Genomic DNA, 25,031 nt, shown 5'->3' with positions numbered 1-25,031 from the left:
AGGCAGGAATATATGGTCATAGAATGTATGGTTCTATTTACTTATTATCTGAGAGGTTGTCTTCAACAAGATACTTTTTTATACCTGGATTTTATAATGAAAATATATTTTATGAAGATTATAAAAAGCATTTTGAAAAAAATTATCCTAAATATATAGTAATTGATTTGACTAAGTATTCAGGACTTGACATACTTACTGATTACTACATTAAAAAAGTAGTAGAAAATAATTATAAATTAGTAAAAACGGTAAATAATTTAAGTCTATATGAAAAGAGCTAGAACTAAAATCTAGTTCTTTTTGTTTATTATAAAGGGTATATCTAATACTTAAATATATAAATGAAGTATTTGCTATTTATAAATTGTAATTAATAGAAATATATTTATTTTAATATACCTATAATATACCTATACCTACTTTTCATTTAAAGATAATCCTATAAATTTAAAATTATTTTGTCTAAAAAATATGTTTAATGAATATTTCAAAAAAATCTGTTATAATTGTATTTAGATAATAGTTATTGAAAGGAAGCAATAAAATGAAAATATCAGTTATAGGATCTGGAAGTTGGGGAACAGCATTGTCACAAGCTATTATTGATAATGGGCATAAGGTACTCATATATGCCAGAGATAATAATACTTGCAATGAGATAAATACTAAACATACTAACAATAGATATTTAAAAAATATAAAATTACCAGAAGAGTTAAAAGCTACTAATAGTTTAAAAGAAGCTGTTTGTTTCGGTGATATTTTGATAATTGCAGTTCCTACTAAGGCTATGAGAGAAGTATGTACAGAAATAAATAATTATTTAACAGAAGAAAAATTTATTATACATGTATCCAAAGGATTAGAAGTTAATACTAATCTTAGAATGTCAGAAGTTATTGAAGAAGTAATATATAGTGATAAACTAAAAGGCGTAGGTGTATTAAGTGGTCCTTCTCACGCTGAAGAATTAATTTTACGTCATCCAACTGTTGTAGCTATTGCTTCTAAAAATGATGAGTTAAACAAGCTAGCCCAACAAGCATTTCAAAATAAATATTTTAGAATATATGTTAATAAAGATATAATAGGAGTTGAAATAGGTGGAGCTCTAAAGAATATTATTGCGGTAGGTTGTGGTATTATTGACGGTTTAGGTTTAGGAGATAATGCTAAAGCTGCTTTAATAACTAGAGGTCTTATCGAGATAACTCGTATGGGAAAAAAATTAGGGGCAAACGAATTGACATTTTTAGGGCTAGGCGGCATAGGAGATTTGGTTGTAACTTGTACATCAGTTCATTCTAGAAATTATAATTGTGGATTGTTGATAGGAAAAGGATATACGCTAGAGGAAGCTATTAATAAATTGGATATGGTAGCAGAAGGAGTTAGAACTACAAAAGTTTGTCATTTATTGGCCAAAGAAAACGATATTTATATGCCAATTACAGAAAATATTTACAAAGTTTTGTATGAAAAATTAAATATTCATGATGGTGTAGAGAATTTAATGACCAGATTAACTACAGAAGAATTAAATTATTTTTAAATTTATAGAAAAAGAAAAAAATATTCAATAAATTACAATAAATGCTTGCTAAATCAATATTAATGTGGTAATATTTAATAAGTAAAGTGGTATTACCGCTACTAACAAATGGAGGAAATATAAATGAATAAATCAGAATTAATAGCAAAAGTAGCAGAAAAATCTGGTCTACAAAAAAAACAAGCTACAGCAGCAATAGAAGCTTTCGTAGCAACAGTTGAAGAAACTTTAGCAAAAGGTGAAAAAATCCAAATTATTGGATTTGGTAACTTTGAAGTAAGAGAAAGAGCAGCTCGTAAAGGTCGTAACCCACAAACTAACGAAGTTATCGACATCGCTGCTAGCAAAGTACCAGCTTTCAAAGCAGGTAAAGCTCTTAAAGATGCAGTAAAATAAAATTATTAAGCAAAGTTACTGATTAGTCAGTAACTTTTTTTGAGGAGAAAAGATTGAAGAATAAAGAACAATCAATGCTGTTAATTAGGCAGTTATTGGAAAATATAGGAGAAGATGTTTCTCGTGCCGGCTTAGTAGATACACCTAAGAGATGTATAAATATGTATGAGGAATTACTATCTAAAACGGGTGTGGATCCTAAAGATGAAATAAATACTTTTTTTGAATCTGATAATGATGAACCTATTTTAGTGAAAGATATACAATTTTACTCTTTATGTGAACATCATATGATACCTTTTTATGGTGTTTGTCATATAGCATATGTTCCAAATAATAAAAAAATAACGGGTCTTAGCAAATTAGCGAGATTAGTAGAAAGTGCTAGCCGTAGACTACAAATTCAAGAAGATATGACGATGATGATTGCATCTGCATTGGAAGAAACTTTAAATCCTAAAGGTGTATATGTTCTTATAGAGGCAGAGCATATGTGTATGGCAATGCGAGGAATAAAAAAAATAGGCACAAAAACAGTTACTAGTAAGAAAACGGGAATATTTTTGAAAGATATAGATTTGGTAAGAGATATAGAGTATAAAATAAAATTATGACAGAAATAAATTATATAATAATACGAGCAGAAAAAGATAATGTAAAAGTAATAACTAAGAAAAATAATAATGAAGAATCGTTAGAAATTTTAAATAAAGGCGAAGTTATTATTTTAAATTTAAAAGATAATATAGTCAATTATAAAGTTGTAGGATCAGCAGTAATAGTATCTAAGCTAAATCAAGTAGTAAGTGGGTAATATTAAATACTGAGTTTTTATAATAAAAATGGTCTTTTAAATAGTAATAAGAAATTAATAAAAAACTATTTCTATGTTAATTACAAAGATAATAGTTTTTTATTTTTTTGATAAAGTATGACTTAAATGTAAGATAATAAAATTGTTAATTTGTTGTGGTAGTAATGAATTTATAGAAATATTATAAAAATTTTGAATTTTCCACAATAAATTGTTGACATTTATTATTATATAATTTATAATACATAACAAGTAAGAAAATTGAATATAACCTCACTTAAAGGTGAGGTGGAGGTCGCGGTTTTTAAGAGTAACTGTAATGAGGTCTAGGAACCTATGATGTGCAGTGAAAGGAAACATCGCCGAAATGATATGTTGACCCTATAGACATATTGTTGGGACTATGTTTAATAAACATAGGACTGTCACAGTTTTTACTGTGTTGAGCTACTTTACTTTTAGAGGTGCATTGCACGTTCTATATTTAATGTAGTTCGTGCATTTTATTTTGATAAAGGAGAGAAAAAGTATTTATGACAAGAGAAGTAAAAAGAGATTTGAAACCTAGACATATAACTATGATTGCAATCGGAGGTTGTATCGGTAGTGGTTTATTTATGACTAGTGGACAGGCAATAAGTAGTGCAGGGCCTGGTGGAGCTATAGTAGCATATTTATCAATAGGACTTATGGTATATTTTTTAATGACATCTTTAGGAGAGATGGCTACATATCTTCCAACATCAGGATCTTTTAGTACTTATGCCACTAGATATGTTGATCCATCATTAGGATTTGCGTTAGGTTGGAACTATTGGTTTAACTGGGTTATTACAGTAGCAGCAGATATTGAGCTTTCTGCTTTAGCAGTTAGTTATTGGGAACCGATGAGAGTTTTTCCAAGTTGGGTTTGGAGTATAATTTTCTTAATGTTAATCATTGGTCTTAATTCTTTGAGTGTTTCTGTTTATGGAGAAAGTGAATACTGGTTTGCTTTGATAAAAGTAGTAACAGTTATTATATTTTTAGTAATAGGTTGTTTAACTATTTTTGGAATTTTAGGAGGAGAGTATATAGGATTTTCTAATTTTACTACTGGAGATGCACCATTTATAGGTACAGATTCATCAATATCTAGTAAAATTTTAGCAGCTTTAGGAGTGTTCTTAATTGCAGGGTACTCTTTCCAAGGTACAGAATTAATTGGTGTAACTGCAGGAGAAAGTGAGAATCCTGAAAAAACTATTCCAAAAGCAGTAAAACAAGTATTTTGGAGAATATTAATATTCTATGTATTAGCAATAATAGTAATTGGACTATTAATTCCTTATACATCTCCAGATTTATTGGGAGCAGAGAGTGCAGAAGAAATAGCAAAATCACCATTTACAATAGTATTTAAAAATGCTGGATTTGCTTTTGCAGCGAGTGTTATGAATGCTGTAATATTAACTTCAATTTTATCAGCAGGAAATTCAGGTATGTATGCTTCTACAAGAATGTTATATGCTATGAGTAGAGAAAAATTAGCATATCCTATATTTGGAAAATTAAACAAAAAAGGAACGCCTATAAATTCATTGTTAGCAACAACAGCAGTAGTTATAGTAGTATTTTTAATTCAATTAACAAGTGCTAACGCTTATACTTATATTGTAGCGGCAAGCGGACTTACAGGATTTATAGCTTGGCTAGGTATTGCAATAAGTCACTATAGATTTAGACGTGCTTATGTTCATCAAGGAAAAAATCTAGAAGATTTGAAATATAAAGCTAAATGGTTCCCAGTTGGTCCTATTCTTGCATTGGTATTGTGTATAGTTGTAATTATAGGTCAAGATACTAAATTGGTAACGCAAGGTATAGTTGATTGGGGAGCGATAATAACTACTTATATGGGAGTACCTGTATTCTTGTTCTTCTACTTATACCACAAAATTAAATATAAAACACGAGTGATACCTCTAGATAAAGTTGATTTATCACAAGATGCGAAATAATACAAAAGAAGATAGTAATAATTGCTATCTTCTTTTACATTTTATATGGTAAAATTATAATTAACTTAATGTAATAAAAGATAGGAAAAGAAATGAAAACATATAAAGCAACTAATTTGATAAAGACATATGGAGATAAAATTTTATTCAATAATATAGATTTTACTATAAATGAAGGAGAAAAAATAGGTTTAATAGGAATTAATGGAACAGGGAAATCAACTTTATTAAAATGTATTTATGGTTTGGATAGTTTTGATAATAAAGATATAAGTCATAGTAATGGTTATACTATAGGGTATTTACCTCAAGAAGCTAATTTTGAGAGAGATTTATCTGTTCTAGACTGTGTTTTTTCTAGTGATGCTAAAATAATACAATTAGCAAAAAAATATGAACTTGCGTTATTAGAATTAGAGCTGGATCAAACAAATGAAGAAAAACAAAATAATTTGTTTAAATTACAGGAACAGATAGAAAAGGAAGATGCTTGGAACGTTATTAGTCAAGCCAAATCTATTTTGAATAAGTTAGGTATTAGTGATTATAATAAAAAAGTCAATGAACTATCTGGGGGACAACAAAAGAAAATATCTTTGGCTAGAGTTCTAATAGAAACTCCAGACTTATTATTGCTAGATGAACCTACTAACCACCTAGATTTTGATACTATTAAATGGTTGGAAAAATATTTGAAAGGTTATCCCAACAGTATTTTAGTAATTACGCACGATAGATATTTTCTAGATAATATTTCAACGAAAATTTTTGAGTTAGATGAAGGATTATTATTTGAATATAACGGGGATTACAGTGAATTTCTTGAGAAAAAGATAATACGTAAACAAAACGAAGCTATTGAGCATGAAAAAAATAAAAAACTTTATAAAAAAGAATTAGAATGGATGAGAAGTGGCGTTAAAGCTAGAACGACTAAACAACAGGCTAGAATTAATAGGTTCTTGGAATTAGAGCAGAAAATTACTTCTAATAAAGATGTAAAAAATGAATTAAATATTGATTTAGATAATTCAAGGATAGGGAAACAAGTTTTTGAAATAGATAATGTATCTAAATCTTATGAAAATAAAAATATCCTAAAAAACTTTAGTACTATAATTCAAAATAGAGATAGAATAGGTATTATTGGTTCTAATGGAGTAGGAAAATCTACATTTTTGAATATATTGGCTAATAAAATTAAAATTGATTCTGGAAATATCAAAGTAGGCAATACAATAAAAATAGCATATTTTAATCAAATACCTGAAAATATAGATAATTCTTTGAGAATTATTAATTATATAAGAGAAGAAGCAGAATCTTTAAAAAGAGAAGATGGGATATCAATATCAGCTGCTCAATTATTAGAACAATTTTTATTTCCTATGCATACACATGGTACTAAAATAAATAAACTATCTGGAGGCGAAAGAAAAAGGTTATATTTATTGAAATTATTAATGAGGCAACCTAACGTTCTTTTATTGGACGAGCCTACAAATGATTTAGATACAGAAACTTTAACTATTTTAGAAGATTATTTAATTGATTTTAATGGAGTAATAATAACAGTATCTCATGATAGATATTTTCTTGATAAAGTAGTGGATAAATTATTTGTATTTAAAGGTAACGGGGAAATAGAACAACATATAGGAAATTATAGTTATTATACAAATAAAATAAAGTTAGATGAGTTAAAAGTACAAAAAGAAAAAGTTACAATAATAAAAGAAAAAAAAGAAAGAAAAAAATTAACATTTTCTGAAAAGAAAGAATGGGAATCTATTGATAAAGATATAGAGAATATTGAGAAACAGATTGCAAATATAGAATTAGAAATTTCTAAATATAGCGATGATTTTGAAAAATTAACAGAACTATCAAATGAACAACAATTATTAAATGATATGTTAGAACAAAAGTTAGAAAGATGGGAATATTTAGCCGAACTAATAGAAAATATTTAAAATCATATTAATAAAAAATATAATTAAAATTTATTAATATATTATATAATTTAAAATATTTATAATAAAAAATATCATCAAAAAGATTAATTAATCTCTTTGATGATATTTTGTTTAGAATTTCAAGCTATCTTCAATATATTGTCTAACTTCATTTATAGGGATACGAATTTGTTCCATAGTATCTCTGTTACGTACAGTAACCATACCGTCTGTTTCTGATTCAAAATCATAAGTTATACAGAATGGTGTTCCTATTTCATCTTGACGTCTATATCTTTTTCCGATAGATCCAGTTTCATCGAAATCTACCATAAAATCACTAGATAAATCAGCAAATAACGCAGTTGCTTGTTCACTTAGTTTTTTTGATAGAGGAAGTATTGCTGCTTTATAAGGAGCTAAAGCAGGGTGGAATTTTAACACTACACGGGTATCGTTATCACTTATAACTTCTTCGTTATAGGCATCTGCTAGAAACGCTAATAATACACGATCAACACCTACTGATGGTTCTATACAGTAAGGTATGAACTTTTTATTTGTAATTAAATCATGATAAGATAAATCAACTTTTGAATGTTCACTATGCTGTTTTAAATCATAATCTGTACGAGAAGCTATACCCCAAAGCTCTCCCCAACCGAATGGGAATTTATATTCTATATCTGTAGTTGCATTAGAATAATGAGACAATTCTTCTTTTTCGTGATCGCGTAATCTAATATTTTCTTTAGTCATACCTAAATTTAGTAACCAATTTTCGCAATAATTTTTCCAAAAATCATGCCATTCTAATTCATTTCCTGGCTCGCAGAAAAATTCTAATTCCATTTGCTCGAATTCTCTAGTTCTAAAAATAAAATTACCTGGAGTAATTTCATTACGGAATGATTTTCCAATTTGTCCTATACCGAATGGTAATTTTTTACGCATGCTACGTTGAACATTTTTAAAGTTTACAAATATACCTTGTGCAGTTTCTGGACGTAAATAAATTTCACTAGTTGAATTTTCAACAACTCCTTGGCTAGTTTTGAACATTAAATTAAACTGTCTAATATTTGTAAAGTTATGTTTTCCACATTCAGGACAAGGAATATTATTGTCGTTAATAATTTTTTCTAGTTCTTCAAAAGGAAGACCATCAACAACAATATCTTCTCCTTTACTATTGAAGAAAAATTCTTCAATAAGTTTATCGGCACGTAGTCTAGATTTACATTCTTTACAGTCCATCATAGGATCACTAAAATTACCTACGTGTCCAGATGCTTCCCAAGTTTTTGGATTCATTAAGATTGCGCTATCTAGTCCCACATTGTATGGTGATTCTTGTATAAATTTTTTCCACCAAGATTTTTTTATGTTATTTTTTAGTTCGATACCTAGTGGTCCATAATCCCAAGTATTTGCCAAACCTCCATAAATTTCAGATCCTTGAAAAACGAATCCACGATTTTTAGCCAATGATAAAATTTTTTCCATAAGAAATCCTCCTAAAATTAATAAAATAATATTTAATTAGTTTGTAGAAAAATAAAAAAGTCCCTGTATGTCTTAATGCATACAGGGACGAAATTATATCCGCGGTTCCACCCTAATTAGTTTTTAACTCTCTTTTGATTATTGAAATGTTTAAAATGCCAATTTAATTTGTTAATCTTTCACCATCATTAACTCGCTTTTCAACATTTTATCACTTTCTTTTGTAAAATTCAATAGAAAACTTTTATTTTTTTTCAATATATGCTATAATTATCTATATTATTATGCATTAGTTTATAATTTATTTAGTAATAATATATTGATTAAAATAATGGCTATTAACTATATTTATAGTTAATTAAGAAGAGTTATCCTTTAGCCGTTAAGGGTGGGAAATAAAGATATAATCTCTTTATCCCACTCTTTTTAGTCTAAAGTTTTATTGATATTGTTTTGGAGGCTCATTTGAAAAAAATTTCGCAACAAGATATTGATTACATATTAGATAGTATAGATATAGTTGAACTTGTAAGTGAGTATATAAAATTAGATAAAAGAGGAAAAAATTATTTAGGATTATGTCCATTTCATAATGAAAAAACTCCCTCGTTTACTGTCTCTCCCGATAAAAAAATAGCATATTGCTTCGGTTGTGGAGGAGGAGGTAATATTTTTAAATTTTTATCACAGATTGAAAATATTACTTATAATCAAGCTATAATTAAATTAGGTAATAGACTAGGCTTGGAATTAGATGATACAACTTCAAAAAAAGAAAATTTTAATTTGAATAATCGTTTAGACGTTATGTATTATGCTAATAGCCTTATAGCAGATTACTATAATTATATATTACTTAATACTAAAGAAGCAGAGCCCGCTCTAAATTATTTGATATCTAGAGGGATTAATAAAGATAGTATTAAATACTTTAATATAGGATATGCTCCAACTAACAGTAAATTAGCTATAGATTTTTTCAAGGCAAATAATATATCTTTAGAATATGCTAAAGATGCAGGTATTATAGGTTTAAGTAGTGAAAATGAAGATTATTATGATGTTTTCAAAGATAGAATAATGTTTCCTATAAAAGATGATAAAGATAAAGTAGTTGCTTTTTCGGGAAGAACTATGTCAAATGATAAAAATATTGCTAAATACTATAATACACATGAGACAGATATTTTTGAAAAACGAAAAGTATTATATAATTTTTCTAATGCTAGACAACACATAAATAAGGAAAAAAATATAATTTTATGTGAAGGTTATATGGATGTAATAAAAGCACATCAGTCAGGAGTAAAAAATATAGTAGCTCTAATGGGAACTAATATAGATAATGACAAACTAGATGAATTATTAAAAATATCTTCTAAAATAACCTTAGCATTAGATAACGATAGTGCAGGAGAAGAGGCAACTGTTAATATAGGAAATAAACTTATAAAAAAAACGGATAATATTTCTAAGTTAATATTTACTGGAGAAAAAGATATTGATGAGTTTATTAATGGTTGTTTAAAAAAAGATGCTGAGTTTGATTTTTATAATTATTCCAATAAAAACAAAAAGCATTTTTTAGAATTTAAAATTGATTATTACTTGAATTTATCAGTTGGAAATATTGAACAGAAGATAAATTATAAAAATGAAATATTAGAAGATTTAACCTATATAGAAGATAAATCATTAAAAGATTTATTATTATCATATTTAGCGGAAAAATTCATTATTGATAAAAAGATTTTAATAACAGAATTAAATAGTTTAAGAGTTAAGCATAGAAGTAAGAATAATAAATCTATGCCATTATTTAAAGGTAATTTATATAGTAGTATAAAATATGATAAAAATTTATGTAGAATGTTTAAATATCTGTTTTTAGATAGAGCGATTTTGTTGGAAGTTTATGAAGAATTAAGCTCTTGTAAATTTCAAGATAAATTATTTGATGATTTGTTAAATAGTCTGGTAATATATTACAATAACTATCCAAAATTTGAAATACATAGATTTATAAATAACATTAGTGATGTAGAATTAATAAATTTGGCTACTTATATAGATAGTCAAGATTTTTTAATAGAAGATACTCCTAATGTTGATGTTGTTAGAGATTATATACTATATTTTAATAATGAATTTGATTTACAACAAAATGTTTTTGAGATAAAAAATAATTTAAAAAATGCAATATTAGTTTCAGACTATGAAACACAATTAACATTATTAGAACAATTAAAAAAGTATAAAAAGTAAGGAGAAAAATTATGGCTAAAGAAAAAAATGTCCAAGATTTTGAAACAATAAAACAAGAATTTCTTGAAAAAGGTAAAAAAAATGGTGAACTTTCTCAAGAGGAAATTTTAGAAGCATTATCTAGCCTAGATATTTCTTCTGATGAAATAGATGATTTTTATGAATTGTTAAGTAGAGAAGATATTATCCTAATTAATTCTGATCACAAGGACAATGAAGATGAAGAGGAACTTGATTTAGAAGACTTATCAGTTCCAGCAGGAATAAAAACTAATGATCCTGTTAGAATGTACTTGAAAGAAATAGGAAAAGTACCGCTTCTTTCAAAAGAGCGTGAATTAGAATTAGCGAAAACTATCGACACAGGAGACGACGTAGAAAAAGAAATAGCTAAACAAGAGCTAGCAGAGGCTAATTTACGTTTAGTAGTTAGTATTGCAAAAAGATATGTAGGACGTGGAATGCTGTTTCTAGATCTTATTCAAGAAGGTAATATGGGACTAATAAAAGCTGTTGAGAAATTTGATTATTCTAAAGGATTCAAATTTAGTACCTATGCTACTTGGTGGATAAGACAAGCTATAACAAGAGCTATTGCCGATCAAGCTCGTACTATTCGTATACCAGTACATATGGTTGAAACTATAAATAGGCTTATTCGTATTCAAAGACAGTTGCTACAAGATCTAGGAAGAGAACCTAAACCAGAAGAAATAGCAGAAAAAATGGATATGACACCAGAAAAGGTCAGAGAAATTCTGAAAATAGCTCAAGAGCCAGTATCTTTAGAAACACCGATAGGAGAAGAAGACGACTCACATTTAGGAGATTTTATAGAAGATAAAGATGCACAGTCACCTGTAGAACACGCTGCTAATGAGTTATTAAAAGAACAATTAGAAGAAATATTAGAAACTTTAACAGATAGAGAAGAAAATGTTTTAAAATTACGTTTTGGACTAAAAGATGGAAAAACTCATACTCTTGAAGAAGTAGGTAGCGCTTTTGGTGTAACACGTGAACGTATAAGACAAATAGAAGCAAAAGCAATAAGAAAATTAAAACATCCATCAAAACTTAATAAATTGAAAGGTTTTATGGAGTAAGATAAAGAACCCTTGATATATAAGGGTTCTTTTGTTTTGTTTCTGAAATGGATGGAAAAGAAGCCATTTTTAAAAAATTATATTTCGAAAGTAATCTAATTCTTTTTTCTCTTTATTCTTCGTTTTGTTAATATGTATTTTATAGTTTTATCTTTAAAATATTTTATAATATAAAATTATTTTAAAGTATATACAATTTATTTTATCTTGAAAATACATATTTTTTTTGATAATATCTATGTAATATAATTTATAAAAGGAGAATTAATATAATATGGGAATATTAGCAACTTTTGTTATAGGTATTATTACTTGTATATTGACATTTTTCAATATTTGTCAACAAAGCAAACAAAGTACAAAAAATAGAAGAAAGTCAATAATTGAAAAAGAAGTTATTGAACTAAATGATTTGTGTCAAGATATATCTAAGTTAAGTTCAACTATAGTAGCACTTAAAGATTTAACAGCTCACACAACTTTAGATACAATTTCGAAGACGGATATAATTTTGTTAGAAAAAGATATATTTAAATATTTACATTTAATATCTTTAAAAATTAATGATGAATATAAATCTGGTGAAGTATTTATTTGTTATGTAGAATCTCTTATAGAAACTTATGAAAATTATTTTTTATCATTAAAGTATAGAAAGTTTAAGAAAAATGAAATAGAATTCAATAATTTAAAAGATATGAAGAAAGAATTACATTTATTAAAAGAATATTATAAAACTTATAAAAAAGAATTAAACTCTAAGTTTTACAATATAATATAGTAACAGTTGAAAAATATTTAGTATAGATATTAATTTATATTAAGTAAATATTAGTTATAGATGAATGTTTGTATAAGAAAGTAGATTATGCTTAAAGCAATAATGATTATATAAAAGAAGTAGATACGAAAAGAAAAGTGTTATATAAAGAATTAATCGCATTTATCTAATTAATAGGACGATGATTATTATATTGTTGAGGTAGTGTGTTTGTTAATTTTTAAGGGAGTAATGTTTATTACTCCCTTTTTTGTTTTATGTTCATTATATTTGTATAAATAATTTAACATAGTTATAGTTTATTTTATTATTTTTTATTGTTAAAAATTGCTAATGATACTAGATAAAATCCTCCCTCAATAATAGCAATAAAAAATGTAACAGGAAGAGAAGTGTAATAAGATAAAGTTAAACCACTCCAAACACCTATTAATGCAAAAAATATTGATATAAATATCATTTTTGCAATATTTGTAGTTAAGTACCTTGCTGCACTAGCAGGAACAGTAAGTAGAATAAACATTAGTAGAGCTCCTACTATAGGAACAGTAATACTAATTGCTATTGATAATAATATTAAAAAGAAAATAGATACTAATTTTGTGTTTATTCCTAATGAAGAAGCCCCTATATGATCAAAGGAATCAAACTTTAGAACTCTATAAAACAACAGTAAAGCCAAAATAACAAAAATAGCTAAAGAAAAAATAATTTTAACATCTGAGCGAGTTATAGATACAACACTTCCGAATAAAATACTATTTACATAACTAGTACTTTTAGGTGTAAGTGACAAGAATAATAAACCTAATCCTAGAAAAATCCCTAACATAACACTAACAGTAGCTTCTCTACGAAACGCTTTTGAACTTAGATGACCTACTATATATGACATTGTCATAGTAAATATTAATAATCCATATATAGGGTTTATTCCTAAAAACACTGCAAATGCTGCTCCAGAAAATCCTACGTGAGAAAGAGTATGTGAAATAAATGACATATTTCGTGCCATAACAAAAACACCTATAAAGCCACACATAATAGCTACTATAGTTCCACTTATAAATGCATTCTGCATAAATTCATAACTAAACATATATATTTTTATCTCCTGCGCAATGTTTACATAATTTAAATAATTGTTCATGATTTTTATATTCTTCTATATCAATAAAAGTATAGTTATCCTTATCTAGGTATAATATCTTATCAACATATTTTTTGTCTATCAAGGATAGCTCATGAGTTATACAAAGAGTAATTAATTTATTGTTTTTCGTTATTTCTGTGACAAGTTTCATACAATCAATTTCACTTTTTTTATCAAGATTTGATGTGAATTCATCAAGTAGTATTATTTTAGGATCTATAATAAGAGCTTGAGCTAAGTAAACTCTTTGACGCTCCCCACCTGATAAAGTACCTATGCGTTTATTTTTTAAATGTTCAATTTTCATAGTTTTCATTGTATTATTTAATTTTATAATTTCTTTTTTTGATAACCAAGGAAAGATTTTTTGTTTTAAAGGTAATGTAAGAAAGTCATAGACAGATAATGGAACTTCATCATTAAAATCTCTAAACTGTGGTACATATCCAAGTTTTTTGTTAGATGTATGAATTTTTAAAAATTCACTTTGTTTATTGTTTAATTCTAATATTATATTTTTTAGTAGAGAAGTTTTTCCTACTCCGTTTTCTCCTATGATTGCAATAATTTCTCCTTCTTTTGCAACAAAAGAAATATCTTCTTGCAAAATTTTATTCCCTACTTTTATTTTAATGTTATTAATTTCTAATTTCTCCATATATCTCCTTTCTAAATACAAATGGGAGCGACTAAAATATAATTTATGTTAGTCTAGCTCCCACTTAAATTTTTAATTAATGGTTGTGGTCATGGTCGTGATCGTGATTATGTGAATGACTTTCTTTTGCATTTTCTTGATGATACGCTTCTTCTCCAATACCGCTGTCTAATATTTTTTCAAGAGCGTTATATTGATCAATCATCCATTCAATATAAGTCTTGTCAGTTGGCTTAGATTCAGAAACATTTAGAATAGGTATTTTATGTTCATTAGCTAAGGATATAATTCCTTCAACTGTTTTATTTGTTGTTTGAGTATTATTTACAATAAATGTTATTTTATGATTTTTAATATCTTCTTGTATTTGTTTTAAATCTTTTGGGGATGGATCGTTTCCTTGTGATGTAGCTTTTGCTAATCTGTCAATAGCATCTGTAGTTTTAAGGTTAAGTTGTTTTACAGCGTACTCAAATACTGGTTCTGTTGTTAAAACTACTTTTCCTTCAGATTTAGATTTTAGTGAAGAAATTTTTTCTTCTATTCTATTTAATTCCTTTATATATTCTTCTTTATTTTTGATGTAGAAATCTTTATTAGCATTATCCTTTTTTGCTAGTTCTTCTGTTAATTGTTCTGCAACATTTTTTAACACTTGAGGATTGTACCAAATATGCTCATTATCTCCATCATTTAGATTGATTAATTTAGCAGCATCAATTTTAGTTATATTATTGTTGTTATTTGTAAGTTTTTCGAACCACGAATCGTATCCTCCACCATTATAAATCGCTATATTAGCGTCAGAAACTTTTTTTGCATCATTAGCAGAGGGTTCAAAATCATGAGGATCAATATTGCTACTCTCTATTATAGAAACCACTTCTGCTTTATCTTGAGCTATGTTTTTAGCAACTTCTGAATAAAAATTTATAGAAGACACTATTTTAATTTTATTATTAGATGTAGATTTTGAACTACAAGCTGTTAACATTATAATTATAGAAGTAATAATTGTCAATATTTTAAAAGTTTTTGACATACTAAAAATTTCCTTTCTTATTTCGTAATTGTTACGTTTTATATTATAATACTTTTTTTTATAAAAATCAAGATATAACTAATATATTTTTAATATGTTGATTAGTTCATAGAAAATAAAATTAATTTTAAAATTGTAATTAAATTTCATATAATGGCAATAAATACTTGATTTTTATTTTATCTTCATTTATAATTAATAACGTTGGCTTATTTACACATATAAGTTGATAAAAAATAACACACACAGTATTAGATTAATTGTTTGGTGCATTTGTCTACAATTAATATGAAAATACTGGAGGAAAAAACCAAGGAGGAGAATAACTATGCCAGTTATTTCAATGAAACAATTATTAGAAGCAGGGGTACACTTCGGTCACCAAACTAGAAGATGGAATCCAAAAATGGACAAATATATATTTACAGAAAGAAATGGAATATATATTATTGACTTACAAAAAACAGTTAAAAAAGTTGATGAAGCTTATGAATTTGTAAAATCAATTGCAGATCAAGGTGGAAAAATGCTGTTTGTAGGTACAAAAAAACAAGCTCAAGAAGCTATAAAAGAAGAAGCTGAGCGTTCAGGACAATACTACATCAATCACCGTTGGTTAGGTGGAACTTTAACTAACTATAAAACTATCAAAGGTCGTATTGATAGAATTTCTGAAATTGAAAAAATGGAAGAAGAAGGTGTATTTGAAGTATTACCTAAAAAAGAAGTTATTGAATTAAGAAAAGAATATGATAAATTAAATAAATTCTTAGGTGGAATTAGAGAAATGAGAACTATGCCAGATGCAATGTTCGTAGTTGATCCTAAGAAAGAACACAATGCTATTGCAGAAGCTAAAAAATTAGGAATACCTGTAGTAGGTATCGTTGATACTAACTGTGATCCTGATGATGTAGATTATGTAATTCCAGCTAACGATGATGCTATTCGTGCAGTAAAATTATTAACAGCTAAAATGGCAGATGCATTTGTTTCTTACAACGAAGGAAATATAGAAGAAGTTGTAGAAGAATCAGAAGTAGTAGTTTCAGAAGAAGAATAATTTTAATCATATAAGTAGTATTTCTACATATTACTTGTTAAATAAAAAATATTTATATATGGAGGAACACCTATGGCTATAACAGCTAGTCAAGTTAAAGAATTAAGAGAACGTACTGGTGCTGGAATGATGGATTGTAAGAAAGCACTAGAAGCAACTAATGGAGATATGGAAGCAGCTATTGATTACTTAAGAGAAAATGGTATAGCTAAAGCTGCTAAAAAAGCAGATCGTATTGCTGCTGAAGGTATTACATACTTAGCAACAGAAGGAAACAAAGCATTGGTATTAGAAATCAATTCAGAAACAGATTTCGTAGCTAAGAATGATAAATTTGTTGACTTAGTTAAGGAAGTAGCTAATGCGATATTAGCAAACGAACCAAAAACAGTTGAAGAAGCTTTAGAAGTTAAAGTTGGAGATGGTAATATTGAGAGTGTTATCAACAATGGAATAGCTACAATTGGAGAAAAATTATCATTAAGAAGATTTGAAATTGTAACTAAGACTGATGCAGATGTATTTGGAACTTACTCTCATATGGGGGGAAGAATCGGAGTTCTTACACTTGTAGAAGGAATTAATGATGAAGAAGTAGCAAAAGATGTTGCAATGCATGTAGCAGCACTTAATCCAAAATACTTAGATTCTACAGAAGTTCCACAAGAAGAATTAGAGCACGAGAAAAAAGTTCTTTCAGAGCAAGCTTTAAATGAAGGAAAACCTGCTAATATTGTTGAAAAAATGATAGTTGGTAGATTAAACAAATATTTAGAAGAAATATGTTTAGCTAAGCAAAAATTTGTTAAAGATGATAGTCTTACAGTAGAAAAATTTGTAGCTTCTAAAGGTGGAAAACTTACTAAATTCGTTAGATACGAAGTAGGTGAAGGAATCGAGAAAAAAGAAGATAACTTTGCAGAAGAAGTTATGAGTCAAGTAAGAGGAAACTAATATTAAAAAAGCATACACTTTTTCGTGTGTGCTTTTTTACAAAATAGGAGGATATTACAAATGTCGCATCAGTATAAAAGAGTACTTTTAAAGCTTAGTGGAGAAGCATTAGCAGGAAGTAAAGGATTTGGAATAGATCCATTAGTTGTTAATAAAATAACTGATCAAATAGTTAGAGTTGTAAAGCAAGGTGTTGAAGTAGCCATAGTTGTTGGTGGCGGAAATATATGGAGAGGCAAAACAGGAGAAGAGTTAGGTATGGAACGTCCTACTGCTGATTCTATGGGAATGTTAGCAACTGTGATGAATTCATTGGCACTTCAAGATTCTCTAGAACACAAAAGTGTAGATACTAGAGTATTAACATCAGTAGAAATGAAAGCTATGGCTGAGCCTTATATAAGAAGAAGAGCAATTAGACATTTAGAAAAAGGACGAGTAGTTATTTTTGCTGCTGGAATAGGAAATCCATTTTTCTCAACAGATACAACAGCTGCCTTGAGAGCTAAAGAAATTGATGCAGAAGTTATACTTATGGGTAAAAATGGCGTTGATGGTGTTTATTCTGCAGATCCAAAAATAGAAAAAAATGCAACAAAATACAATGATTTAAAACATATGGATGTTATTAGTAAAGGTTTAGCTGTAATGGATGCTACTGCAATAACTTTCTGTATGGATAATAATTTGCCATTAATAGTATTTTCTATTGATGAAAAAGATAATATAGTAAAAGTTGTAAACAAAGAAAATATAGGAACGATAATAACGAAATAAAAGGAGACAAAAAATGCCTGAGCAAATTTTATTAAGTTTAGAAGAAAAAATGACAAAAGCAATATCAAGTTTGAGAAGAGAACTTGCTTCTATTAGAGCTGGAAAGGCTAATGCTTCTGTTCTTGATAGACTGAATGTTGAGTACTATGGTGTACCAACACCTATTAATCAAGTTGCAGGAATATCTGTACCAGAGCCTAAAATGTTGGTAATATCACCTTACGAAAAAAGTTTATTAAAAGAAATAGAAAAAGCTATTCAATCTTCTGATTTAGGATTAAATCCTGCTAATGATGGGACTGTTATTAGAATAGTTTTCCCCGCTTTGACTGAAGAGCGTAGAAAAGAATTAGCTAAACAAGTTGGAAAAGAATCAGAAAACTCAAAAGTAGCTGTTCGTAATGTACGTAGAGATGCTATGGATTCAATAAAAAAATTAGAAAAAGCTTCTCAAATTACAGAAGATGATTTAAAAGGTTATTCAGATGATATTCAAAAAGCAACTGATAAATTTATAGCTGAAATTGACAAAATAACAAAAGAAAAACAAGAAGAATTGATGAGCGTTTAATTATGGAAATGTCAGAAATAATAGAAAAAGTTAATAGTTTAAATACTATAAAAAAAGAAAGATTATTAACAGAAGATGAATTTGCTGAATTAGAGAAGTATAGAAAGTTATATTTGAAAAATTTTAAAGCAAATATGAGAAATATATTAGATAATACTAGAGTTATTAACGAAGAAGGAGAAGATATTACTCCTCATAAGAAAGGAAATAAATAATGAGTACAGGAATTGTAATAATCATAGCAACATTATGCTTTTTAGCTGGTGCAGTTCTAGGTTTTTTCCTAGCACGTAAAAACTTTATGAGTTATATGGAAAAAAATCCACAACTTAATGAAGAAGTTATTATGAATATGATGACACAAATGGGACAAAAACCATCTAAGAAAAAAATTAATCAAATGATGAGCAATATGCAAAAAGCTCAAAAGCAAGCAGTAAAAAATAAAAAATAGGTATAATATGGAACAAAATAGAGTATATAAAATATTTTATTATTAATATAATTTAATTATAATGCTAACTTTATTTTGCTCCATATTATTTTTGTAATTTTATAGGAGGTAAAAATGGAATTAAAAACAATTGTTTATAATAAAGATGCTAGTATAAGACTTGATAAATTTTTAATATCTGAGCTTAGTGATACATCAAGAACTAATATACAAAATTTAATTAGTCAAGGCTATATTTTAGTAAACGATAATAATACAAAAAGTAATTATAAACTTAAATTTAATGACAAAATTACAATTCAATTCAAAGAACCTGAAGAATTAGATGTAAAAAAAGAAAATATAGAAATTAATATTGTTTATGAAGATGATGATTTATTAATTGTAAATAAAGAAAAAGGAATGGTTGTACATCCTTCTGTAGGGCATAAAAATGGAACTTTAGTTAATGCCTTAATGTACCACGTTGATAAGTTATCAAGTATAAACGGTATAATAAGACCAGGAATAGTACATAGAATAGATAAAGATACATCAGGGTTGTTAATAGTTGCTAAGAATGACAAAACGCACATAAAATTATCTGAAATGATAGCTAATAAAGAAGTAAAAAGAAAATATTACGCATTAGTGCACGGAAATATAAAACATGATTACGGGACAATTGATGCACCAATAGCTAGGAATCCTCGCGAAAGAAAAGAAATGGCTATAATAGATGAAGGAAAAAAAGCAATCACTCATTTTAGAGTAATAGATCGCTTTGAAAAATTTACTTTATTAGAATGTGAGTTAGAAACTGGGCGTACTCATCAAATAAGAGTACATATGAAGTATATAGGATATCCATTAGCAGGAGATTTGGTTTATGGTCCAAGAAAAACATTAGATACTAATGGACAGATGCTTCATTCTAAATCATTAGAATTTGTACATCCAATAAGTAATAAATTAATTAATATAGAAACAGAACTACCTAATTATTTTAATGAAATATTGAAAAGATTAAGTTAATTGAAAATAACTTCATCTTTTTTATAAAATTTATATTTATTTTTTTCTTATTTTGTAGTATTATATATTATATAGTGCTATACACATATTAAGGAGGATATATAAAATGGTATTAGTACCCGCAAAAGACATGCTTGTAAAAGCAAGAAAAGAAGGATATGCAGTAGGTCACTTCAATATTAATAACTTAGAGTGGACAAAAGCTATTTTAGAAGCAGCTGAAGAAGCTAAAAGTCCAGTAATTTTAGGTGTTAGTGAAGGTGCTGCTAAGTACATGACAGGTTTTAAAACTGTAGCTGATATGGTTAAAGCAATGGTAGAAAGTATGAATATTACTGTACCAGTTGCCTTGCACTTAGATCACGGATCATATGAAGGAACAAAAGCAGCTATTGAAGCTGGATTTAGTTCTGTTATGTTTGATGGTTCACATTATCCATTTGAAGAAAATATTGAAAAATCTAAAGAAATGATTGCTTTAGCTCATGAGAAAGGTTTATCAATAGAATGTGAAGTAGGATCAATAGGTGGAGAAGAAGACGGAGTTATCGGAACAGGAGAATTAGCAGATTCTAAAGAATGTCAAATTATGGCAGAATTAGGAATAGACTTCTTAGCTGCTGGTATTGGTAATATTCACGGAAAATATCCAGAAAATTGGGCAGGATTAAGCTTTGAAACTTTAGAAGAAATATCTAAAGTGACAGGAGGTATTCCATTAGTATTACATGGTGGATCAGGTATTCCAACAGAACAAATTCAAAAAGCAATCTCTCTAGGAGTATCAAAAGTTAACGTTAATACAGAGTGTCAATTAGCTTTTGCAGAAGCTACTAGAAAATATATTGAAAATGATGGAGATTTAAAACCTAAAGGATTTGACCCAAGAAATCTACTTAAACCAGGATTTGAAGGAATTAAAGCAATGGTTCATTCAAAAATTGATATTTTTGGATCAAGAAACAAAGCATAATATAATGATTAAATGTAAAAGACTATTCGTAAGAATAGTCTTTTTTATGTTTTACTTAAATAAATATATTTTATATAAGATAATACAGTTAATTTAATAATTACTGTTCCACAGTAAATACATATAGATAAAAATATTTTATTATGATAAAATAAAATTATTAAATAATAAAAGAGGTATTTATGGGAAAAGAAAGAGCAGATATTCTTTGTATAAATCAAGGTTTATTTGAGTCTAGAGAAAAAGCAAAGAGAGCTATAATGGCAGGTATAGTTTATAATGATTGTAATAGAATTGATAAACCAGGTGAAAAAATAGATACTAATGTAGAATTACGTATAAAAGGAAAGAAAATGCCTTACGTAAGTAGAGGAGGATTGAAATTAGAAAAAGCTATAAAAGAATTGAACTTTAATGTAAAAGATAAAGTTATTTTAGATATTGGGTCATCTACGGGAGGATTTACGGATTGTGCTTTGCAAAATGGTGCAAAATATGTTTATGCTCTTGATGTAGGAACAAACCAATTAGTGTGGAAATTGAGAACAGATTCTAGAGTTAAAGTTATGGAAAAGACTAATTTTCGTTATTGTAATAAGGAAATGTTCCCGATGCCTGTAGAAAGAGTATCCATCGATGTTTCATTTATATCATTAACATTAATTTTGCCAACGTTAGCAGAAATTATTGAAGAAAATGGAGAAGTATGTGCACTTATAAAACCTCAATTTGAAGCAGGACGTGAAAAAGTAGGAAAAGGTGGAATAGTTAGAGATAAGCAAGTTCATTTTGACGTAATAGAGAAAATATACCTATTTGCCAATAGTTTAGGTTTTAGTGTGAAAAATCTTACATTCTCTCCTATTACAGGAGGAGAAGGAAATATAGAGTACTTAATGATATTAGAATATACAAAAAATAATATTTCAAATAAAGAAATAGATATAAAAAAAATAATTGAATTATCAAATAAACATTTCAAATAGGAGATTATATGTTAATACAATTAAATATAAAACAATTTGGTATTATAGAGAATGCTACTTTGGAATTGGGAAGAGGATTAACTGTTTTGAGTGGAGAAACTGGAGCAGGAAAATCTATGCTACTAGCTGCTATTTCTCAATTATCAGGACAAAGAACTTCTACTTCATATATAAGGCACGGAGAGGATAAAGCAACTGTAGAAGGTATATTTGATTTTCCAAGTAATGATAACTTGACTAGAATATTAGAAGAGTTAGATATAGAAATAGATGAAGATGTAATTATTATTAGAAGAGATATTTATAGTAGTGGAAAAAGTGTTTGTAGAGTTAACAATACAATAGTAAATTTAACGACATTAAAAAATATCACTTCATACTTATTAGATATTCATGAACAACATGATAATCAAATATTATTAGTTGAAAAAAATCATATAGCATTATTAGATTCTTATGGAAAAGATAATTTATATACTACTATGAGTAGCTATAAAGAAAAGTATAAAGAGTATAAAACTATTACAGAAAAAATAAATATACTTAAGAATCAAGAAAGTGAAGTATTACAAAAAATTGATTTTTTAAAGTATCAATATGAAGAAATAGATTCATTAGAATTAGAAAAAGATGAGGATATTTCACTACAAGAAGAAATAGATTATTTGCAAAACTATGAAAAAATAAATACTATAACATATGCAATATCAGAAGATTTATCTAGCGACTATGGAGTTCTTACATCTTTGTATAATATTAAAGAGAATTTAAACAAATTAAGTAAGTATAATAATAACTTTGAAGAAAAAAGCGAAGAAATAACTAATTTATATTATATTTTAGAAGATTTACAATATGATTTATCTAGATTCAATAATCATATAGAATATGATGAAAACAGGCTAAATGAAGTAGAATTTAGATTATCAAAAATAAAATCATTAGAGAAAAAATATTCAAAATCTTTAAATGAATTAATTTTATTTAAAGAAAACATAAAACAAGAACTTTATGATTTAGAGAATTACGAAGAAAATGTTAGTCACTATATTGAAAATCAATCTAAACTAGAAGCAGAACTTAAATTATTAGCGGATAAATTAACTAATATTAGAAAAGATGTTGCAAAAGAATTAGAAACAAAAATTCAAGAAGAATTGAAATTTTTATGTATGGAAAAAAGTATTATAAAAATTGATTTTAAAGAAAAAGATTATTCTAATGACGGAAAGGATAATATTAAAATACTTATAAGTGCAAATTATGGAGAACCTTTAAAATCATTATCAAAAGTTGCTTCTGGAGGAGAATTGTCTAGAATAATGTTAGCACTAAAAATTATTTTTTCTAGTAGTATAGATGCTATTTCTATAATATTTGATGAAATTGATACAGGAGTTAGTGGTAGAGTTTCGCAACGTATGGCGGAAAAAATGTATCAGTTAGCTGTTAAATCACAAGTTTTATGTATATCTCATTTACCTCAGACAACTTCACTTGCTGATAATAACTTATTAATAATTAAAGAAGTTGTTGATGAAAGAACTATATCTACAATAAAAGTTCTGACTTCCAAAGAAAAAGTAGAAGAAGTAGCTCGTATGATGTCTGGAACTACAAAAACTAAATTATCTTTACAGCATGCTTTGGAAATGGAAGAAATATCTAATTTTACTAGAGAAGAGATAACTAAGAGGGTGCTTAATTATGACTAATTATTTAGATGTATATGACGCTTTAGATGAATTTCTAAAAAAAATATATAAATCTGAATATTATAATGACTATATTAATGCTATGAGAAATTATAATAAAAATAAAGTGGCATTAGAAACTTATAATAAAATTTTGAAAATAAAAAAAAAATTAGAATTAATAAATGCAAAGTATAGTATTTACAGTATAGAATATATAGAGAAAAATAAGCAATATAATGAATTAAAGAAATATTTCTATGACATACCGGAAGTTATTCAATTAAGCAATACAGAAAGAAAATTACAAGATATTTTAGATGATATAATTGACTCAATATCAAGAAATTTTTCTAATAATATAGAGATTAAACAGAGTGATATTTTATCGAGAAATTGTATAGCTTGTAACTGTAATATTAAAGGAGAATAATGATAGAAGAAACAGGAAAAATTATTAAATCGTTAAGTGGTTTTTATTATATATTATTAGAAAATGGAGATATTATTACCAGTAGAGCTAGAGGAAACTTTAGGAATAATAACATTACACCTTTAGTAGGAGATATAGTAAATGTAAAAATTGAAGATGACTCTATTGGCTATATTACGACTATAAAAGAAAGAGATAATGAATTATTAAGACCTAAAGTTGCTAATATAGACTATAATGTAATTGTAACATCTGTAAAAGATCCAGATTTTTCTAGCAAGCTTTTAGATAAAATGGTAGTTTTAGCGGAGTATAGTTCAGTACCTAGTATTATAATCTTTACTAAATTAGACCTTTTGTCTGATGAATATTTGAAAAAATTTAACTCTATTATGGATTATTACAAAGAAATAGGGTATGTTGTACTAACAAACTCTAGTGAAGATATAGCTAAATTTAAAACTATTGTTAGTAATAAATTTATTTCTATTTCAGGGCAATCAGGAAGCGGAAAATCTACATTTATTAATAATTTATCCAATGGTGTACTTAACATAGAAACAGCAAAAATTTCAAAAGCTTTAGGAAGAGGTAAACACACTACAAGACATACAGAATTTCATAAAATAGATGATTTTTACATTGCTGATACACCAGGATTTTCATCTTTAGATATTACTTTTATATATAAAGAAGATATTAAATACTTGTTCAAAGAGTTTAGTGCTACAAATTGTAAATATCAAACTTGTAATCATATTGATGAGCCAAGTTGCCAAATAAAAATAGAGTTAGAAAATGATTGCAATAAATATTTCGATAGATATGAAAATTATAAAAATATGTTTAATGAAAAAAAAGAACAAAAAAGGAGATATTAA

General features: G+C 27.0%; 26 protein-coding genes and 1 riboswitch. Of the genes, 22 read left to right on the top strand and 4 right to left on the bottom strand.

The genetic code is table 11. The features are described from left to right. The 7 genes from HZY83_RS00925 to HZY83_RS00895 form a co-directional block, all read left to right on the top strand. The coding region (locus tag HZY83_RS00925) for a hypothetical protein (protein ID WP_218925290.1) at positions 1-284 on the top strand (284 nt) is incomplete at its 5' end. Positions 285-547: 263 nt separating this feature from the next. Further along, positions 548-1,555 carry an NAD(P)H-dependent glycerol-3-phosphate dehydrogenase gene (locus HZY83_RS00920; protein ID WP_179942237.1) on the top strand — a complete coding sequence of 336 codons (1,008 nt, stop codon included), beginning with the start codon at positions 548-550 and terminating at the stop codon, positions 1,553-1,555. Between the two features lie 123 nt (positions 1,556-1,678). Then, positions 1,679-1,951 (top strand): HU family DNA-binding protein, encoded by a 273-nt coding sequence (locus HZY83_RS00915; protein WP_179942236.1) that lies wholly within the window; start codon positions 1,679-1,681, stop codon positions 1,949-1,951. Positions 1,952-2,004: 53 nt separating this feature from the next. Continuing rightward, complete coding sequence (folE, locus tag HZY83_RS00910) at positions 2,005-2,565, top strand: GTP cyclohydrolase I FolE (protein ID WP_179942235.1); 561 nt, start codon at positions 2,005-2,007, stop codon at positions 2,563-2,565. After that, positions 2,562-2,765 (top strand): trp RNA-binding attenuation protein MtrB, encoded by a 204-nt coding sequence (gene mtrB, locus HZY83_RS00905; protein WP_179942234.1) that lies wholly within the window; start codon positions 2,562-2,564, stop codon positions 2,763-2,765. Before folE ends, mtrB begins: the two co-directional genes overlap by 4 nt. Before the next feature lie 281 nt (positions 2,766-3,046). Then, a riboswitch (Lysine riboswitch) is annotated at positions 3,047-3,223 on the top strand. A gap of 75 nt (positions 3,224-3,298) precedes the next feature. Continuing rightward, entirely contained in the window at positions 3,299-4,765 is a 1,467-nt protein-coding gene (locus tag HZY83_RS00900; protein ID WP_218925289.1) for an amino acid permease, read from the top strand. Between the two features lie 92 nt (positions 4,766-4,857). Beyond that, entirely contained in the window at positions 4,858-6,738 is a 1,881-nt protein-coding gene (locus HZY83_RS00895) for an ABC-F family ATP-binding cassette domain-containing protein (RefSeq protein WP_179942233.1), read from the top strand. A gap of 114 nt (positions 6,739-6,852) precedes the next feature. Here the strand turns inward: HZY83_RS00895 and HZY83_RS00890 are convergent, their stop codons facing one another. Then, positions 6,853-8,226, bottom strand: coding sequence for a glycine--tRNA ligase (locus HZY83_RS00890; RefSeq protein ID WP_179942232.1), 1,374 nt, complete (start codon positions 8,224-8,226; stop codon positions 6,853-6,855). 465 nt (positions 8,227-8,691) lie between these two features. Here HZY83_RS00890 and dnaG point away from each other — a divergent pair, with 465 nt between their 5' ends. The 3 genes from dnaG (at position 8,692) to HZY83_RS00875 (ending at position 12,378) form a co-directional block, all read left to right on the top strand. Continuing rightward, positions 8,692-10,491, top strand: coding sequence for a DNA primase (gene dnaG, locus HZY83_RS00885; RefSeq protein ID WP_179942231.1), 1,800 nt, complete (start codon positions 8,692-8,694; stop codon positions 10,489-10,491). Between the two features lie 11 nt (positions 10,492-10,502). Further along, the gene (gene rpoD / locus HZY83_RS00880) at positions 10,503-11,597 is read left to right on the top strand and encodes an RNA polymerase sigma factor RpoD (RefSeq protein WP_179942230.1); all 1,095 of its coding nucleotides are present in this window, start codon (positions 10,503-10,505) and stop codon (positions 11,595-11,597) included. 274 nt (positions 11,598-11,871) lie between these two features. After that, positions 11,872-12,378, top strand: coding sequence for a hypothetical protein (locus HZY83_RS00875; RefSeq protein ID WP_179942229.1), 507 nt, complete (start codon positions 11,872-11,874; stop codon positions 12,376-12,378). A 307-nt stretch (positions 12,379-12,685) separates the two neighbouring features. Here the strand turns inward: HZY83_RS00875 and HZY83_RS00870 are convergent, their stop codons facing one another. The 3 genes from HZY83_RS00870 to HZY83_RS00860 all read right to left on the bottom strand — a co-directional run bounded on the left by HZY83_RS00870 (position 12,686) and on the right by HZY83_RS00860 (position 15,231). After that, positions 12,686-13,477, bottom strand: a complete 792-nt coding sequence (locus HZY83_RS00870; protein WP_179942228.1) for a metal ABC transporter permease — start codon at positions 13,475-13,477, stop codon at positions 12,686-12,688. Beyond that, the gene (locus HZY83_RS00865) at positions 13,470-14,189 is read right to left on the bottom strand and encodes a metal ABC transporter ATP-binding protein (protein ID WP_179942227.1); all 720 of its coding nucleotides are present in this window, start codon (positions 14,187-14,189) and stop codon (positions 13,470-13,472) included. The genes HZY83_RS00870 and HZY83_RS00865 overlap by 8 nt, the downstream gene beginning before the upstream one ends. Positions 14,190-14,265: 76 nt before the next feature. Continuing rightward, entirely contained in the window at positions 14,266-15,231 is a 966-nt protein-coding gene (locus tag HZY83_RS00860) for a metal ABC transporter solute-binding protein, Zn/Mn family (protein ID WP_179942226.1), read from the bottom strand. A gap of 328 nt (positions 15,232-15,559) precedes the next feature. Here HZY83_RS00860 and rpsB point away from each other — a divergent pair, with 328 nt between their 5' ends. From rpsB to rsgA, 12 genes are all read left to right on the top strand, one after another. Then, positions 15,560-16,294, top strand: coding sequence for a 30S ribosomal protein S2 (gene rpsB / locus HZY83_RS00855; RefSeq protein WP_179942225.1), 735 nt, complete (start codon positions 15,560-15,562; stop codon positions 16,292-16,294). 72 nt (positions 16,295-16,366) lie between these two features. Next, positions 16,367-17,248, top strand: coding sequence for a translation elongation factor Ts (tsf, locus tag HZY83_RS00850; RefSeq protein WP_179942224.1), 882 nt, complete (start codon positions 16,367-16,369; stop codon positions 17,246-17,248). 60 nt (positions 17,249-17,308) lie between these two features. Then, positions 17,309-18,025: a UMP kinase gene (gene pyrH / locus HZY83_RS00845; RefSeq protein WP_179942223.1), complete on the top strand. Its 717-nt coding sequence runs from the start codon at positions 17,309-17,311 to the stop codon at positions 18,023-18,025. Between the two features lie 13 nt (positions 18,026-18,038). After that, positions 18,039-18,596, top strand: a complete 558-nt coding sequence (frr, locus tag HZY83_RS00840) for a ribosome recycling factor (RefSeq protein ID WP_179942222.1) — start codon at positions 18,039-18,041, stop codon at positions 18,594-18,596. 2 nt (positions 18,597-18,598) lie between these two features. Continuing rightward, complete coding sequence (locus HZY83_RS00835; protein WP_179942221.1) at positions 18,599-18,811, top strand: DUF896 domain-containing protein; 213 nt, start codon at positions 18,599-18,601, stop codon at positions 18,809-18,811. Continuing rightward, positions 18,811-19,050 carry a YneF family protein gene (locus HZY83_RS00830; RefSeq protein WP_179942220.1) on the top strand — a complete coding sequence of 80 codons (240 nt, stop codon included), beginning with the start codon at positions 18,811-18,813 and terminating at the stop codon, positions 19,048-19,050. The genes HZY83_RS00835 and HZY83_RS00830 overlap by 1 nt, the downstream gene beginning before the upstream one ends. A gap of 114 nt (positions 19,051-19,164) precedes the next feature. Next, positions 19,165-20,064, top strand: a complete 900-nt coding sequence (locus HZY83_RS00825; protein WP_179942219.1) for an RluA family pseudouridine synthase — start codon at positions 19,165-19,167, stop codon at positions 20,062-20,064. Between the two features lie 106 nt (positions 20,065-20,170). After that, positions 20,171-21,037 (top strand): class II fructose-1,6-bisphosphate aldolase, encoded by an 867-nt coding sequence (gene fba, locus HZY83_RS00820; protein ID WP_179942218.1) that lies wholly within the window; start codon positions 20,171-20,173, stop codon positions 21,035-21,037. 182 nt (positions 21,038-21,219) lie between these two features. Next, positions 21,220-22,023 (top strand): TlyA family RNA methyltransferase, encoded by an 804-nt coding sequence (locus HZY83_RS00815; RefSeq protein WP_179942217.1) that lies wholly within the window; start codon positions 21,220-21,222, stop codon positions 22,021-22,023. Positions 22,024-22,031: 8 nt separating this feature from the next. After that, entirely contained in the window at positions 22,032-23,738 is a 1,707-nt protein-coding gene (gene recN / locus HZY83_RS00810; RefSeq protein ID WP_179942216.1) for a DNA repair protein RecN, read from the top strand. Next, positions 23,731-24,150 (top strand): YlbF family regulator, encoded by a 420-nt coding sequence (locus HZY83_RS00805; RefSeq protein ID WP_179942215.1) that lies wholly within the window; start codon positions 23,731-23,733, stop codon positions 24,148-24,150. The genes recN and HZY83_RS00805 overlap by 8 nt, the downstream gene beginning before the upstream one ends. Then, on the top strand, positions 24,150-25,031 hold the full coding sequence (rsgA, locus tag HZY83_RS00800) for a ribosome small subunit-dependent GTPase A (protein ID WP_218925288.1): 882 nt from the start codon (positions 24,150-24,152) through the stop codon (positions 25,029-25,031). Before HZY83_RS00805 ends, rsgA begins: the two co-directional genes overlap by 1 nt.

Source organism: Gemella sp. GH3, from assembly GCF_013415425.1.
Lineage (GTDB): Bacteria > Bacillota > Bacilli > Staphylococcales > Gemellaceae > Gemelliphila.
This window is presented reverse-complemented; position numbering and strand designations above follow the sequence as displayed.